This is a genomic window from Marivita cryptomonadis (genome assembly GCF_002115725.1).
GTDB lineage: Bacteria > Pseudomonadota > Alphaproteobacteria > Rhodobacterales > Rhodobacteraceae > Marivita > Marivita cryptomonadis.
In genome coordinates this window covers 1-16,006 of the sequence record NZ_JFKD01000041.1, presented here as the reverse complement: position 1 = coordinate 16,006, position 16,006 = coordinate 1, and the positions used below count along the sequence as shown (strand labels likewise).

Sequence of the window (16,006 nt, the reverse complement as noted above, 5' to 3'; positions counted from 1 at the left end):
CTTAAGCCATCTGGCAACGGAATAGGCATCGTGCTGATCCACCGTTCGATCTTCTACGGGGTATTTGTCGCTCCAAAGCTTTGGATAGACTTCTACGATAACAGATGCGCCGATTGCTGGTTGCCATCCGTCAAAAGGCCAGATGTGCGCTTCCGGTCGAGCGGCACGGATATGCCGCAACCAGGGCAAACCGGCGTGGGTCGACTTCGCAACGGAGCCCTTCACATCAAAATGGAAGACAGACTTTGCGGATCCCGTCGCGTCTTCGGTCATTCTACGCCAGCGCCGCTCTCCAATCCGAGCATCGCCATAGCCGACGGACCCATTTCGAACGAAATCGACATAGGTATGTGCTTTGTCGGTTGGCCAATGAAAGCAAAAGTCATCAAGAAAGCTTGGCCACTCAGGAACCAGCCCATACCGCTCAAAGTATCGCATGGGGAAGGAGAACCCATGGTCGATGCCAACGATGGTAGGGACTTTGCCATCAAGGATTTCGACAAGCCATGCTGCCAAACCGCGCCGTGTCCAATATTTCTTCGGACCAGGTGGCGGCAAGACTTCAAAAGCAGGCGCTTCACCGCATGTCTGATAGACACGAAGAGCCTTCAGGCTGGAGTCGGCCGTCTCAGCTCCTGAGTAGTCAATGCCGATTGTCCGTCCGAACCTGCGCAAATTACCTGTCATTGAAAGCTTGCCTGAAACGCCGTTGCCGTCAGCGACACATGTGCTTCCAGTGGGGGTCGTAGCTCGAAGGCTTTGGGCACACGCGCAAATTCATAAAGGCGGAACAGGCACCAACTGTCCCGCCGCTCCTTTGCAATCGCCAGTTCATTCCGCGAGATGTAGAACGGCGTGCGCTCCCAGCCGTTGGTCGTCTTCACTTCAATAAGGCGGTCCCGGCCATCAGGAGTGAAACTGGCGATGTCATAGCCCGCGCCATCGCCAATTGCCTCAGAGACCCACTTGACCTGATGCGCCAGGTCGTCACGACCATTCTGCCGCAGCAGGGCGCGTTCGTGTTGCAAGACCCGTTCTTCACCAGCGCGGCCTAGTGCACGATTGCGCTCATCACGTCCCGCTACATCGAAATGCCGGGCCACGCGCTGCATCTGTTCCAACTCTTCAGGGGGTGGAGTGTTCTTCAGGGTTGGTGCCGTGCCGACATACAGTGCATCGGGTTCCGCCATGCGCCTTTGTGCTTTCCCATGCAGCGACAACTCCCATTCCGGGTGCTTCGCAAGCCACCTGGACACAGCTCCTTCGAGGGAAGTCTGATAATTGAACCGGGGCTGATATCCGACGATCACCGGCAGCCCGAACCCCCGAAAGACGGCTGAGACATTGCACATCTTGAACTCGATCGATCCTCTGCCGCGACCGGTCTGCTCTTGGAGAGACCTGTTCTGAGCCGCTTTGTTGTAGGAGCGCCCCGACAACTCGTCGCTGAGCATCGCGAAATAAGACGCAACGACGGCATCGTTTTCCGCATCTGACCAATCACCCGAATTCATGGCGCCAGGCTAAGCCGCACGCCCAGGGTTGTCATTGGGAAATACGCGGCTGTTTGCATGTCGGACGCCGCTGTTTTCTGGGAGAACGCCCGTTATGCCTGCGCCAAGCAAGAGCATCAATGAGAAGGAGTGCCAAGGAATGGCTCAACGTCCACGCGACGCCGGGTCCCACCATGCATGTTTCCCGAATGTTGACATGACGTTTACATCACGCAGTCAGAGGTAAACATCCACCGGCCTACCAGGTGTCAAACTGGCCAGATTTCCGGCCGGAATGTTTACCCTATGTTTACCTTATGTTGACAAAAAGCGCCCAGAATTCCGGTTTTCCGTTCGCCACGTAAACCTGTGCGCGAGCCATTAGCCAAGAAAACAAGGGGTTCGCGAAACCAACATCTGTTTTTTGTGCGAATTCGATGCCGGCGCATCATGGCTCAAATGCTTGAAGCACAAGGACCACCTCAAACCTATATGGCGCTTTGGCATCGATCGCATCAATCAAAGGACAGACCAAGCAGCACCCCAGATGTATCTGCGCGTGCGATTGGTCGTCCGGAGGAGCGCAGGAGAGCCACCGCGTGCAATCAGCTCCTCACCCCTTACGCCCCCAATGATCCGCTCTTCCCGAGCACAGCAATCTGACACCCACATCGGCATAAGGTCCAACCTTGGAAATCACACACCCTTCTGACCTATGCGACTTCCAAAGGGGGATCGGATTACCTTTCACACACCCCACATCATTCCACCTCCACTCAGTCATCACCTCTAAGCATCTGTGAGCTATGGAGAAATCTGATATGCCTCAGACGTCAGTGTCTGATCATATGATGGATAAGGAAAACGTCGTGGCGACGCGGCGAGTGTGCTTGTTCCCTGTGTTTTGCCTCATTTGCTTTAAGCCCCAGGAAAAGCCGCGCCGTGTCACGTCTTCCCAGATAGCCTGGATGCGGAAGCCTCCCACACAATCTGTGTCTTTCTCAATTGCCGCGGTGAGGAATGGCTCGACGTCCCGGTATAGACCCATGGACGGGATGCAGGGCATGCCTCGAAGTCCTAGAAAAACCGTGTCGGTGTTATGGGGATGCTTTCTGGTGCCACCCTGCGATCAGGCTTAAACCTCCCATCGTTCCGGCTTCTTGGAGCAGAAAGCGGAGTAGCCTTTAGTGATCTAGTCCGGAGAAGAATTCTCTTTTTCTTGTTTGTAATTGAAACCCGGTTCTCTCGAAAACTCTGGTTTGCGCTATCGGGATCACAGGGGACTGCACGCGAATGATGAGCAGGTTTTACCCCGCTAAGACCAAGTGCGGCCCTGACATAAACAAGCGCACCCGCGTCTGGATGGGCGTTGTGTAGTCATACTGGCCGGGGTGGCGCTGAATCTTTGAGCGAACTACCTTTCTGTTTAAAAATAAATACTTGCTGATTTTCTAGGAGCTTCTTTTGCCCGGCGATCGAAACTTTGGCTGCTTGTAGGAGGTCAAGGATTGACAGATCAATCAAACCAATGAACGATTGGTTTGATCCAATGCAAAATTACTCCGGGGCAGAATGCTACATAACCGTCCGAGAGATCTGCAGGAAACGTCCGAGCCCAACCGCGTGCTTCAGGCGATCCGTCAGATCGTAAGCGAAGGGCTTCTTCCCTCGGACGGGCGATTGCCGACGGAGCGTCACCTTGCAGCCGAGCTTGAGGCGGGACGCGCATCGGTCCGCCGGGCGCTTGACACGCTCGAGGCGGAAGGCCTGATCTGGCGCAAGCAGGGGAAAGGCACTTTTGCAGGACAGCCGCCCGATCCGACCGAAGAGCTTGCCGCTCAGATCGCGTCAGATGTTGATCCTCTCTCGGCAATGGAGGCACGGCTTTGCATCGAGCCTGCACTTGCCGATCTTTGCGCACGTCGCGCGACTGCAGATGATGTCGCGCGTCTTAGGAAACTGGCGGAACGGACGCACGACGCGGAAGGTTCAGACTCAGCTGAGCTTTGGGACGGCGCGCTGCACCGCGCCATCGCTCGGATCGCGGGCAACCGTTTGATGCTGACTGCCTTTACGTTGATCGACGAAGTGCGCATGGGGGACGATTGGCAGGAGAAACGCCACCGCGCAAGAACGCCCGAAACCCGGGCCTTCTACGACGCTCAACACCAAAAGATCATCGAGGCAATTGATGCGCGTAACGGGCCTGCCGCTGCAAACGCCATGCGTAAACACCTTGAGACATTGTTCGACAATCTCCGCAAGTCGATGGAGGATCGGCCATGACAGGGCAAGGGCCGCTTCTGCAGGTCGACGGCCTGACGATCCGTGTCGGGGCCGCGCCGCAGCCCTTGGTCGATGGCGTGAGCTTTGCGCTGAACCCCGGCGAAACGCTTTGCATCGTGGGAGAGTCCGGCTGTGGCAAGAGCCTGACCGCCCTGGCTTTGATGGGTCTCTTGGAAGGCACGCCACTCAGGATCGAGGGCGGGACCGCGCGGTTTCAGGAGGTCGACCTGTTGTCGGCACCCAGAGAGACGTTGCGCGCCCTGAGAGGTGACCGCATTGCGATGATCTTTCAGGAACCGATGACCTCTCTTAATCCGGCGCTCAGGATTGGCGACCAGATTGCTGAGGCAGTCTGCGAACATCGTGGCGTCTCGCGCGAAGAAGGCCGGGCTCGGGCACTTGAGATGTTGGAACGGGTGCGCATCCCGGCGGCGGCAAAGCGACTGGATGAGTATCCGCACCAGTTGTCAGGCGGGATGCGGCAACGAGTGATGATCGCCATGGCCTTGGCCAATGACCCGGCACTGCTGGTTGCGGATGAACCAACCACCGCGCTCGATGTGACGATCCAAGCGCAGATTCTCGACTTGATGCGCAATCTCGGCAAGGAAACAGGTGCTGCGATGATCATGATCACACATGATCTGGGTGTGGTGGCGGAAATGGCCGATGCTGTCGCGGTCATGTATGCTGGCCGCATTGTCGAGGCGGGCAAAACTGAGCAGATCTTCGACGATCCGCAGCATCCCTATACATTGGGCCTCATGTCCTCCATGCCATCGCTGACGGGGCGGTCGGAGCGACTTGTTACGATTCCGGGAACCGTGCCCGGCGCGCTCGACATGCCGGTGGGCTGTCGCTTTGCCGCGCGGTGCCCCTTTGCGTCAGATGCGTGCGCCAAGGCACCACCGCTGACGGATTTGGGCGGCGGGCATCGCGTTGCCTGCTGGCACGCACCGCTCGAGGCAGAACAGCCGATGCCCTCGCGGGTGTCGGCATGAGTGCGATCCTGACAGCGCGCGGGCTGACACGCCGTTTCGTGACGAAGAAGCCGCTCTTTGGCGCGCCAACGGTGGTGCAGGCAGTCAATGGCGTCGATCTGGACATCGAGGAGGGCGAAACCCTTGCCATCGTGGGCGAGTCCGGCTGCGGCAAGTCCACACTGGCACGACTTCTGTCGCATCTGATTGCACCTTCCGAGGGAAGCGTCACTTATGACGGAAGGGACTTATCGGCGCTGAGCGCTGCCGAATTACGGGCGCTGCGCCAGCACATGCAATTCATCTTTCAGGACCCATTCTCCTCGCTCAATCCGCGCATGACAGTGGGTGCGCTGATTGGTGAGCCTTTGAGCATTCACAGCATCGGCACCGCGGCTGAGCAGCGCGCCAAGGTAGCCGATCTACTGCGCAAGGTTGGGCTGCGGCCGGAACATGCAGACCGCTATCCGCACGAGTTTTCAGGCGGACAGCGCCAGCGCATCGGCATAGCTCGCGCTTTGGCGACCGGGCCGAAGATCGTCATCGGGGATGAGCCGGTTTCTGCGCTCGACGTGTCGATCCAGGCGCAGGTGATCAATATCCTTGAGGACCTAAAGGCCGAATTCGGGCTGACCCTTGTCATCATCGCGCATGATCTGGCTGTGATCCGCCATATCGCGGATCGGGTGGCGGTGATGTATCTCGGCGAAATCGTTGAACTGGCCTCTGCGGAACAGCTGTTTACGGCCCCCAAGCACCCCTATACCGAGGCTTTGTTGTCGGCGATCCCCATCCCGTCCACTGGCGCAAGGCGTCTGCGCACGACACTTGAGGGCGATCCACCGAACCCGATCGCACCGCCGCCCGGCTGCAAGTTCCACACCCGCTGCCCGCATGCACAGGACCGGTGCCGCACCGAGCGTCCTGTTTTGCTTGGGACCGGTGCACACCACAGCGTCGCCTGTCATTTCACCGAAACCCTGTCGCCACAGGGCATCGAGCCCACTGAAAAACCAAGAGCAGCTGCCGCCCAGGCGCGATTTGCCCGTTACAGCGCGGCGCGAGCCGCCCTGGATGGCGGGGCCAAAGGATGATCATCAAAACGCACGACATAACGAATAGCCAACCGACAGAGGAGTGATCTTATGCAAACCTTAAAGACATTGGGCCTTGCGGCGTTGCTAGCCGCCACAAGTGGTCTTGTCCACGCGCAGGACCTGCGCATTGGGCTTCAGGAAGACCCCGACGTTCTTGACCCAGATCAGTCGCGCACTTTCGTAGGGCGGATCGTCTATGCGTCGCTTTGCGACAAGCTGGTCGATATCACGCCGCAACTCGAAATCATTCCGATGCTGGCAACTGGCTGGGAATGGAACGCGGACGGCACTGAGCTGACGATGACGCTGCGAGATGACGTGATGTTTCACGATGGTGAGCCGTTCAATGCCGAAGCGGTGGCTTATAACCTCAACCGCTCCAAGAATTTCGAGCTGAGCCGCCGCAAATCCGAGGTATCTTCGGTCGAAAGCTGGGAGGTCGTAGACGACAACACAATCAAGATCAGCCTCGCAGCGCCCGATGCGACGCTCATAGCACAGTTCGCTGACCGGGCAGGCATGATGCTGTCGCCGAAGGCGGCCGAGGAAGCGGGCGAGGAGTTCGGTCTGAACCCGGTCTGCGCCGGGCCCTTTACCTTCAAAGAGCGCATCCAGCAGGACCGCATCGTGCTTGAGAAGTTCGCCGACTATTACCGTGCGGACGAGATCAACTTCGACAGCGTGACCTTCCTGCCGATCCCGGACACCACCGTGCGCCTGGCAAACCTGCGTGCAGGTGACCTTGATATGCTCGAGCGTCTAGCTGCGACGGATGTGCCGTCCGTCACCGCCGATGACGGGCTGACGATGGAGAAAGCGACGTCGCTGGGATACCAAGGTATCACTGTCAATGTGGGCAATGGCGACCGGGCGAACACGCCCATCGGCACCGACAGCCGCGTTCGTCGGGCACTGTCACTCGCTATCGACCGTGCCGCGTTGAACCAGGTTGTGTTCGAAGGCGCCTTTGCGGCTGGTAACCAGCCCTATCCGCCGGATTCGCCGTGGTTCAACAGCGCCTTCCCGGTGCCCGAGCGCGATGTCGAGGCCGCGAAGGCACTGCTGGCCGAGGCCGGTTTCGCCGATGGTGTGGATGTCGAGGTTCAGGTCGCCAACAACCCTGTGCAGACGCAGGTCATGCAGGTGGTTCAGGCGATGGCTGCAGAAGCCGGGATCAATATCAGCTTGACCGCCAAGGAATTCGCGACGCTGCTAAGTGATCAGTCCGCGGGCGACTACATGGCAAGCCAGATCGGCTGGTCGGGCCGTGTCGATCCGGATGGCAACATCCACCAGTTCATGACCACCGGCGGCGGGATCAACGATTCCAAGTATTCCAACCCGGAGGTCGACACGCTCTTGAACGAGGCGCGCCTGTCCAACGACACCGCCGACCGGAAGGCAAAGTATGACGCGGCGCTGGCGATCCTGCAGGAGGACAGCCCGATCATCTACCTCTACCACCAAGTGTGGATTTGGGCGCTCGACAACAACGTGTCGGGCTTTGTGCCCTACCCGGACGGCATGATCCGCCTGCATGGCGTGTCGATGACCGAGTGAACCCAGTCGCCGCTCCAGATCTATTCTGGGGCGGCACACCGACTTTGACACAGCAGGGGCCGCAATGCTCGCATTCATTGGACGCCGGATCCTCATAGCGATCCCGACCGTCATCCTCATCTCGATATTCGTCTTTGCGCTTCAGCATCTGCTGCCAGGCGACCCCATCCTCGTGATGGCGGGCGAAGAGCGCGACCCTGCGGTGATCGAAGCCCTGCGTGAGAAATACCGGATGAACGACCCAATCCCGGTGCAATACCTTGCCTGGGCGGGCGCAGCGCTTCAAGGCGATCTGGGGATTTCCCTGCGCACGCAGCAGCCTGTTCTGGAACTGATTGGGCAGAAACTTCCGGTGACGATCCAGCTTGCCGTGATGGCACTGATTATCGCAATCCTAATCGGCATTCCCGCCGGGGTTCTGTCGGCCTATAAGAAAGGCACTTGGATTGACTGGCTGGCCAATATCGTAGCTCTGTCGGGCCTGTCTGTTCCGAATTTCTGGCTTGGCATCATGTTGATCCTGCTGGTGTCAGTCAAACTCGGCTGGCTGCCCGCCTCGGGATACATGCCGCTGTCTGAAGACCCCGTGCAGTCGATCAAGGTCATGCTCATGCCCGCCTTCGTTCTGGGCACAGCCATCGCCGCCACGCTGATGCGCCACACACGGTCAGCTATGCTGTCGGTGCTGAAATCCGACTACGTTCGCACAGCGCGCGCCAAGGGTCTGCGAGAGAGCGTCGTGCTGGTAAAACATGCGTTGCGCAATGCGCTGGTGCCGGTGGTAACCGTCATCACGCTTCTGTTTGGTGAACTGCTGGCTGGTGCAGTCCTAACCGAGCAAATCTTCACTATTCCTGGCTTCGGGAAGCTGGTGGTCGATGCCGTATTCAACCGGGATTACGCGGTAGTCCAAGGGATCGTTCTGTGCACCGGGATCGCCTTCATCGCTATGAACATTCTGGCCGACGCGGCCTATCGCGTCCTGAACCCAAGGATGTCTGACCAATGACCGCTGTCGTCAATCCGCAGGTTGCAGCCGACCCGCTACCGCCCCGCCGCCGTAACCGCGCGTGGGAAAAGTTCCGGCGCAATCCATCTGCGTTGCTGGGCGGCGCGATTGTGACCTTCTTTGTTGTCGTGGCCTTGCTTGCGCCACTGCTGCCATTGCCAGGCCCCGTGGAAACCGACTGGGCGGCAGTTCGTAAAGCGCCCTCCGCTGCGCATCCTTTCGGCACGGATGAGATCGGCCGCGATGTCTTGTCCCGCATGATCTGGGGCGCACAGGCGTCTCTGCTTGCGGGCGTTCTGTCAGTCGGTATCGCGGTGCTCTTGGGTGTGCCATTGGGGATGCTGTCGGGCTACCTGCGCGGCTGGACCGACGCCGTAATCTCGCGCTTTACCGAGGCGCTGCTGGCGGCACCTTTCCTGATCCTCGCCATTGCCCTTGCGGCCTTCCTTGGCCCATCCTTGCAGAACGCGATGATCGCCATTGGCCTCTCGGCCATGCCGATCTTCATCCGGCTCGCCCGTGCGCAGACGCTCAGCGTGATGACCGAGGATTACGTGGAAAGCGCCCGAGCGGTCGGCATCGGGCATCTTGGTCTGATCAGGCGTTACATCCTGCCTAACATCCTGCCGCCGATCATCGTGCAATCAACGTTGACCATCGCCACTGCGATCATCGCCGAGGCGTCGCTCAGCTTTCTGGGGCTCGGTCAGCAACCTCCTGCGCCAAGCTGGGGTGCGATGCTGAACATCGCCAAGAATTTTCTCGAACAGGCGCCGTGGATGGCGCTTTACCCGGGCATCGCGATCTTTCTCGTGGTGTTGGGCTTCAACCTGCTGGGTGACGGGCTGCGCGACGCGCTTGACCCGCGCGATACCTAAGACAAAGGGACGGACATGCAATTTACCACCAGACCCGAGATCAAGGGCACCTTCGGCGTCGTCACCTCGACCCACTGGATCGCGTCTGCCGTCGGGATGAAGATCCTCGAAGCGGGCGGCACTGCCGCCGATGCCGCGGCCGCTATGGGCTTTGCCCTGCATGTGGTCGAACCGCATCTGAACGGTCCCTTGGGCGACATGCCCCTTCTGTGGCGTGGGGTTGGTGATGATGCACCGCAGGTTTTGTGCGGGCAAGGGACAGCACCGGAAGGGGCCACCATTGCGCATTACCACGCAGAAGGGTTGGACACTGTGCCGGGATCGGGCCTCTTGGCCACCGTGATCCCTGGCGCGTTTGGGGCGTGGATGGCGCTTTTGCGCGATCATGGGAAACTGCCGCTGCGGGCGATCCTTGAACCGGCGATCTACTACGCCCGACACGGCCACCCGGTTCTGCCACGTGTGGCCGCGACCATCGAAGGGTTGTCCGACTTCTTCCGCGACGAATGGCCGACCTCCGCTGCCACATGGATGCCGGGGGGCGGCACACCCGAGGCGTGGTCGCTGATGCGCAACCGCGACTTGGCTGACACATGGGACCGGTTGCTGGCCGAGGCGGAAGGCGCAACAGGCCGTGAGGCGCAGATCGAAGCCGCTCGGCGCGCGTTCTACGAAGGCTTCATCGCCGAGGCCATCGACACTTGGATGCGGGACGCCTGTGTGATGGATGCCTCGGGCGCACGCCACAAAGGCGTGCTGACCGGCCAGGACATGGCCGGTTGGACAGAGACCTGGGAAACGCCGCTCTCAGTCGACTACGAAGGCTGGACCGTCTGGAAGGCGGGAATGTGGAGCCAGGGGCCGAGCCTCTTGCAGGCTTTACGTTTGCTCGACGGGTCGGGCATCGCCAATATGGACAGCCGCGGTGCGGATTTCGTGCACACCGTGACCGAGGCGATGAAGCTCGCCTTTGCAGACCGCGAAGCTTTTTACGGCGATCCTCTGCACAGTGACATCCCAACCGAAACGCTCTTGTCGCGCGCCTATGCCGACACCCGTCGCGGGTTGCTGGAGCCGAACGCATCGCTCGAGCAGCGACCGGGCCGGATCGACGGGTTCGCCCATCAGGCCGATGCCGCCATTTCTCGTGCGAAAGCCAGCGAGGAAGCCTCCGGTGGAGGTGTGGGCGCAGGCGAGCCGACCATGGCGCATCTGTCGGAAAAGCGCGGCGACACGGTGCATATCGACGTGATCGACCAGTGGGGAAATTCCGTTTCGGCGACACCTTCGGGAGGCTGGCTGCAAAGCTCACCAGTGGTGCCGGGGCTTGGCATGCCGCTCAATTCGCGTGCGCAGATGTTCTGGTTGCAAGAGGGCCTGCCGACCTCTCTCGCACCCGGACGCCGTCCGCGCACAACGCTCTCGCCGTCTATGGCGCAGGCACCCGACGGCACACGCCATGCGTTCGGCACGCCGGGTGGCGATCAACAGGACCAGTGGCAGCTGATGCTATTCCTGCGGTTGGTGCATTCCGGCATGAACTTGCAGGAATCCATCGACGCGCCGCTCTTCAATACCGCGCATTTCCAAGGTTCGTTCGATCCGCGCCCGGTGCGGCCCGGCCACCTGATGGTCGAGCCTGCCTTCGGTGACGCGGTGATCGCTGAATTGCGCGCGCGGGGCCATAATCTGGAAGTTGCCGAGCCCTGGACCGTGGGCCGCCTGACCGCCGCATGCCGCACACCCGACGGGATGCTTAAGGCTGCCGCAACACCGCGCCTGATGCAAGCCTATGCAGTCGGACGCTGAGAGGGGAAACTCATGACCTATTCGATCTGCGCTTATGACGAGAAAACCGGCGAACTGGGTGTCGCCGTCGCCAGCCGCTTCTTTGCAGTGGGAATGCTGGTTCCCCACGTCCGCGTCGGGCGGGGCGCTGTTGCGACGCAAGCGTTTGTCAATCCATTGTGGGGCATCGACGCCGCAGATCGCCTTGCCGCCGGATATGCGCCAATGGATGTGGTAAACGCGCTTGTTGCCGCCGATAAAGGCGAGGCCAACCGGCAGCTTCATATGGTGGACCTGCAAGGCCGCACAGCAGCGCATACTGGCGCGGACTGCGTTGATTGGTGCGGACACAAGGCGGCGTTGGGGGTTTCAGTGGCCGGCAACATGTTGGCGGGAGAAGCTGTTATTGCGGATACGCTGGCCTGCTATCTTGACCGTGCTAACTTACCGCTGGCCGAGCGGTTAATGACTGCGATGGAGGCCGGAGAAGCGGCAGGCGGTGACAAGCGCGGCACGCAATCCGCGGCACTGATCGTTCATCGGGACCAGCCCTATCCGTGGCTTGATCTGCGCGCCGACGATCATCCCGACCCGCTCGCGGAATTGCGCCGCCTCTACGATGTTGCCCACGAGCGCTTTACGATTGTCGTCAAGGCAATGCCCACGGTGCAGAACCCACATGGTTGGCTGGAGCGCGGTGGCATCGACAAGGAAATCCGTGAAGTCGATGACCGCCGCAAAGCGGACGGCCGCGAGAGCCGCAGTTTTGGCACTCCGCTATAAGGTCTCGTGTCGACAAAACTTCGCAGGAAGCCTTTGCCCATTGTTGAACTGCACGATCCTTACTAGCGGTCATTGAGCTTTGTGCTGCTTCACATCTTTCCGTAGAATTCGGGTGCAGAAGTCTGCGTTAATGCCTTTGTCCATCTCCCGTGCTGCAGTGTGGCATGGCTCGACGTCCCGGTATAGACCTCTGGACGGGATGCCGGGGGTGCCTCGAAGTCCTAGAAAAACCGTGTCGATGTGATGGGGATTCTTTCTGGCGCCACCGTGCCTCTGGGTCCAATCCTCCTCTATTGGCAGTGTGCGGTTTGCCTTTGCGCGGTGCCCACCCTACTCCGCTGCCAGGATCGCCCGGGGAGTCGATGCCGGTGTTGCCGCTACCTGCGGGGGTCGTCCAGATGAGCTTATTGCAGCCACGGCGCGTCTCAGCGCGCCTGAGAGTCGTCCTCATGTCAAAGGAACGCGTTTTGCTTCACATGTCACGGTCGCGATGTTAGGAAAACGGAGATTCTTTAACATATCAGGTTTCACATGTTAACGCCGACCTACACCATCCCGGTGCTGCCACCTGCTGTTGATCTTGAAACCGTTCCGGTCCTCAAAGCCCTTGCCGCTGCGAACCGTGCCCTGGCTGAGCTGAAGGGACGTGCCGCGACCATTCCGAACCAGGGCATCCTCATCGACACGCTGGCGCTACAGGAAGCCAAAGCCTCCTCGGAGATCGAGAATATCGTCACGACCCAGGATGAGCTGTTTCAGGCCGACCTTTTCCCAGAAGGCCCACAGTCAGGTGCCGCCAAAGAAGTCGCCCTCTACCGGGATGCCGTGAAGCTTGGGTATGAACATCTTCTGACGTCACAGGGGCTCATCACCAACAAGACAATCACAGATATGTTCCGGCTCCTCAAAGGGCGCACGGATGGGTTCCGAACCACGCCCGGCACGGCTTTGCGAAACGAGGCCACCAGGGACATGGTCTATGTGCCACCGCAAGATCGCTACGAAATCGCAGATTACATGTCCGCCTTGGAGCAATTCATCAACGACGACGAAACATGCGATCTCGATCCGCTCATCAAGATGGCGATCATCCATCACCAGTTCGAAAGCATCCATCCCTTCCCGGATGGGAACGGGCGCGTTGGGCGGATCCTGAATGTTCTCTATCTCACACGGTCCGGCTTGCTCGACATTCCGATCCTCTACCTGAGCCGATACATCACCCGGAACAAGGCCGCATACTATCAGCGCCTCCAGGACGTGCGCGATCATGGTGATTGGGAAGCATGGGTTCTTTACATGCTGCAAGGTGTCACAGAAACGTCTCAGACCACGCTGACGCTCGTCGAAGCCATACGTGGCCAGATGGCTGCTACCAAGCACCGGATGCGCCATGATCTTCCAAAGATCTACAGCCAAGACCTGCTCAACAATCTGTTCCGGCACCCCTACACCCGGATCGACTTCCTCGTGAACGATCTCAAAGTGACCCGGCAAACCGCATCGAAATACCTCGAAGCGCTCGCCGAATACGGTTTCGTGGAAAAACACCAGGCCGGCAGGAGCAATTACTACATCAACGTGCCGCTCGTGGCGCTCTTCATGGATGACAACGCCTAACTGCTGAAATCCGTATGCCCTAGCGTCGCGAAAGCGTCAGCGCTGAGGTCGTTGGACAGGTTTCGCCCCGACCCTGCTCACGCGGTTCTTGTAGGCCCGACAGTCATCTCGGTCTGATAGTCAGAAATTTGTCCCTGCCATAAGTCAGGGCTTGACCTTTTTGGCAAAATATGTGATTTCTGTTTTCACATTCACTATCACAAATAGAGTGAGTCGAAATGGCCCTGTCAGCCAAAGAACGAAAACAGAAACAGTTGGAGCGGGAACGGCAAGCCATGGCTCGCATGAAAGATGCCACCTACCCCTTCCTGAAGACCCCCTTCTACAAGCATCTCGAAAAAGACGGGAACTGGAGCTCAGTGGAACTCTGCTTTGGCCTGCTCGGCATCGAGCCACCGGTCTTCGAAGACGACCGGGGCCCGGAAGAATTCGCTGACAGTGCCTGCTTCGCGACAGACGAGGACCTCATCGAGGCATTCCAATCCTCTGAGAAGTCTATCGGGCGCGCTGAAGTCATGGTCGGCGTGCTCCTCGATGCAGCAATGGAACTGGCAAACATCATCAACACCTACAAGAGCGAGGAGTTGAAGAAATGCCGGGAAGAGCTGGAGCGCTCTGACCTCTCCGAGCCTGAGCGCAGACGCGAAGCGCTGGAGACCTCAGCGCAGCTCGCGCGGCTACAAGATGAGTTGGACAAGAATGTCCGGCGCACCTTCAAGACCTGGACAGTCAAACTCCTCTAAGCCGTCCCGGCAATAACGAACAACCAGACACAGCAGACGCCCGTCCGGGCGCCTGCAAGGCGGACTGCGATCACTCGTTTTCGTCAACGAAGAGGTCATGGCTGCGCATTTGTGTGGCCGGGTCCAAGGAACCTATCACACCTAACTAAAACCAGGAGCACGTCATGGATGGCAACATTACCGACACCGCAACCCCGCTCAGCGCACATATTCCACCGGAAGGCTTCATCTCGACAGACAACGGCATCTTCATCGAAACCACGAGCAAAGATGGCGACATCGAGCAGGAATGGCTTTGCTCACCTATCGCCGTCGTTGCACTCGGTCGGAACACCGGCAACAACGGATGGTGCCGCTGGATCGAACTCGTCGACGCGGATGGCGTTCAGCACGAGTGGCATGTGCCACAGGCGCAATTCAACAGCTCCTTCACAAAGGTGCTCGATGGCCTTCTTGACAGAGGTTTCCGGATGGCGCCCGGAACAAACGCCAAGAAACACCTCGCTCAGCTTCTGACAAGTTGGGCACCGACCAAGCGCTATCATACGACAGATCGCCTAGGGTGGTCAGATTCGACATGCACCAGATTTGTCCTGGGCGACATGCGTGTCATCGGCGGCAAGGATATTGTTTTCCTGAATGACAGCGTTCAGCGCGGTGAGCCTGCAATGCATTCCAGAGGCTCGTTGGCCACCTGGCGGTCCGAAGTGTCCAGTCGCTGCAAGGGAAATCCAGTCTTGATGACATCGGTGTCCCTGGCTTTTGCAGGACCACTTGTTGAATTCCTCAACCGTGAAATTGCCGGCATGCACCTCAAGGGGATGTCCTCCAGTGGCAAAACAACCTCTGCAAAGGTAGCTGCGTCCGTCTGGGGATCACCGGAGCTGGTGAAAGACTGGACCGCAACGAAGAATGCCATGGAGGGAATGGCAGCGGTTGCAAACAGCTCGTTGCTGATCCTGAACGAGATCGCCGAAGCATCCGCCAAGGAAATTGGTGATGCAATCTACATGCTGGGAAACGGGCAAGGCAAAGCCCGGTCAACATCTTCGGGAGCGCTTCGCAACACGACAAAATGGAACATGACAATATTGTCGACTGGCGAAATCACCCTGGCTGAAAAAATGGCGGAGGCCGGTCAGTCAACCATGATGGGGCAGACAGTCCGGATGATCGAAGTTTCCGCCGATACGCGTCGATACGGCGCCTTTGATGTTCTCCATGGAGAGACAAACGGTGGCGATTTCGCACAGAGGATCGAACATGCAGCCTCGCAGACCTATGGTGTGGCGGGGCCTGCATTCGTTCACGAGTTGCTGAAGAATTCCAGAATTCGGAGCACGCTCCCCGACAAGATCAAGGCTATTGCATCAATATGGCAATCGAGCCTTGGCTTGGAGGGTGATGGTCCGGCAGGGCGAGTTCTCGGTCACCTTGCGATGATTGCATGTGCCGGCCAACTAGCGAGCATGTTTGATGTGACTGACTGGGATCCGCAAGAGCCGGTCAGCGCTGCCTGGGAGCTCGCGAAGGAGTGGGCAGACCTGCAAGAACGGCCCGAGAAGTTCGAAATCGAAGCCACTGTTGAGAGGACGCGTGACTACCTGCTGGCCCACGGCGAAACTCGGTTTCAGAGAGCAGGCACATCCATCGACTCTCCGGCAGGATACCGCGATGACTCTTGGTTCTACGTATCCGCGGACACTTGGAATGAAATTCATGCTGGGCACTCCCCGGCGGAACAGGCGAACTATCTGCGGGCGAGCAAG

12 protein-coding genes and 1 pseudogene are annotated in these 16,006 nt (G+C 59.0%); 11 read left to right on the top strand and 2 right to left on the bottom strand.

Annotation, left to right across the window (positions count from 1 at the left end):
* Both MCRY_RS23285 and MCRY_RS21600 read right to left on the bottom strand, forming a co-directional pair.
* A pseudogene (locus MCRY_RS23285) lies at positions 1-273 on the bottom strand (hypothetical protein); the annotation flags it as partial.
* A 410-nt stretch (positions 274-683) separates the two neighbouring features.
* Positions 684-1,514 carry a protein NO VEIN domain-containing protein gene (locus MCRY_RS21600; protein WP_085633750.1) on the bottom strand — a complete coding sequence of 277 codons (831 nt, stop codon included), beginning with the start codon at positions 1,512-1,514 and terminating at the stop codon, positions 684-686.
* Positions 1,515-3,065: 1,551 nt separating this feature from the next.
* On the opposite strand from MCRY_RS21600, the gene MCRY_RS21590 reads away from it, so the two are divergent.
* The 11 genes from MCRY_RS21590 to MCRY_RS21540 form a co-directional block, all read left to right on the top strand.
* Positions 3,066-3,779: a FadR/GntR family transcriptional regulator gene (locus MCRY_RS21590; RefSeq protein WP_085633746.1), complete on the top strand. Its 714-nt coding sequence runs from the start codon at positions 3,066-3,068 to the stop codon at positions 3,777-3,779.
* Complete coding sequence (locus tag MCRY_RS21585; protein WP_085633744.1) at positions 3,776-4,780, top strand: ABC transporter ATP-binding protein; 1,005 nt, start codon at positions 3,776-3,778, stop codon at positions 4,778-4,780. Before MCRY_RS21590 ends, MCRY_RS21585 begins: the two co-directional genes overlap by 4 nt.
* Entirely contained in the window at positions 4,777-5,853 is a 1,077-nt protein-coding gene (locus tag MCRY_RS21580; protein WP_085633742.1) for an ABC transporter ATP-binding protein, read from the top strand. Before MCRY_RS21585 ends, MCRY_RS21580 begins: the two co-directional genes overlap by 4 nt.
* A gap of 51 nt (positions 5,854-5,904) precedes the next feature.
* Entirely contained in the window at positions 5,905-7,416 is a 1,512-nt protein-coding gene (locus MCRY_RS21575) for an ABC transporter substrate-binding protein (protein ID WP_085633740.1), read from the top strand.
* A 64-nt stretch (positions 7,417-7,480) separates the two neighbouring features.
* Positions 7,481-8,425: an ABC transporter permease gene (locus MCRY_RS21570; RefSeq protein WP_085633738.1), complete on the top strand. Its 945-nt coding sequence runs from the start codon at positions 7,481-7,483 to the stop codon at positions 8,423-8,425.
* Positions 8,422-9,303, top strand: a complete 882-nt coding sequence (locus tag MCRY_RS21565) for an ABC transporter permease (protein ID WP_085633736.1) — start codon at positions 8,422-8,424, stop codon at positions 9,301-9,303. Before MCRY_RS21570 ends, MCRY_RS21565 begins: the two co-directional genes overlap by 4 nt.
* Before the next feature lie 15 nt (positions 9,304-9,318).
* Positions 9,319-11,112 carry a gamma-glutamyltransferase family protein gene (locus MCRY_RS21560; RefSeq protein ID WP_085633734.1) on the top strand — a complete coding sequence of 598 codons (1,794 nt, stop codon included), beginning with the start codon at positions 9,319-9,321 and terminating at the stop codon, positions 11,110-11,112.
* A 12-nt stretch (positions 11,113-11,124) separates the two neighbouring features.
* On the top strand, positions 11,125-11,874 hold the full coding sequence (locus MCRY_RS21555; protein ID WP_085633733.1) for a DUF1028 domain-containing protein: 750 nt from the start codon (positions 11,125-11,127) through the stop codon (positions 11,872-11,874).
* A gap of 531 nt (positions 11,875-12,405) precedes the next feature.
* On the top strand, positions 12,406-13,494 hold the full coding sequence (locus MCRY_RS21550; RefSeq protein WP_085633731.1) for a Fic family protein: 1,089 nt from the start codon (positions 12,406-12,408) through the stop codon (positions 13,492-13,494).
* 218 nt (positions 13,495-13,712) lie between these two features.
* Entirely contained in the window at positions 13,713-14,237 is a 525-nt protein-coding gene (locus MCRY_RS21545) for a hypothetical protein (protein ID WP_085633729.1), read from the top strand.
* A gap of 164 nt (positions 14,238-14,401) precedes the next feature.
* A partial coding sequence (locus tag MCRY_RS21540) for a DUF927 domain-containing protein (RefSeq protein ID WP_085633727.1) occupies positions 14,402-16,006 on the top strand: 1,605 nt, incomplete at its 3' end.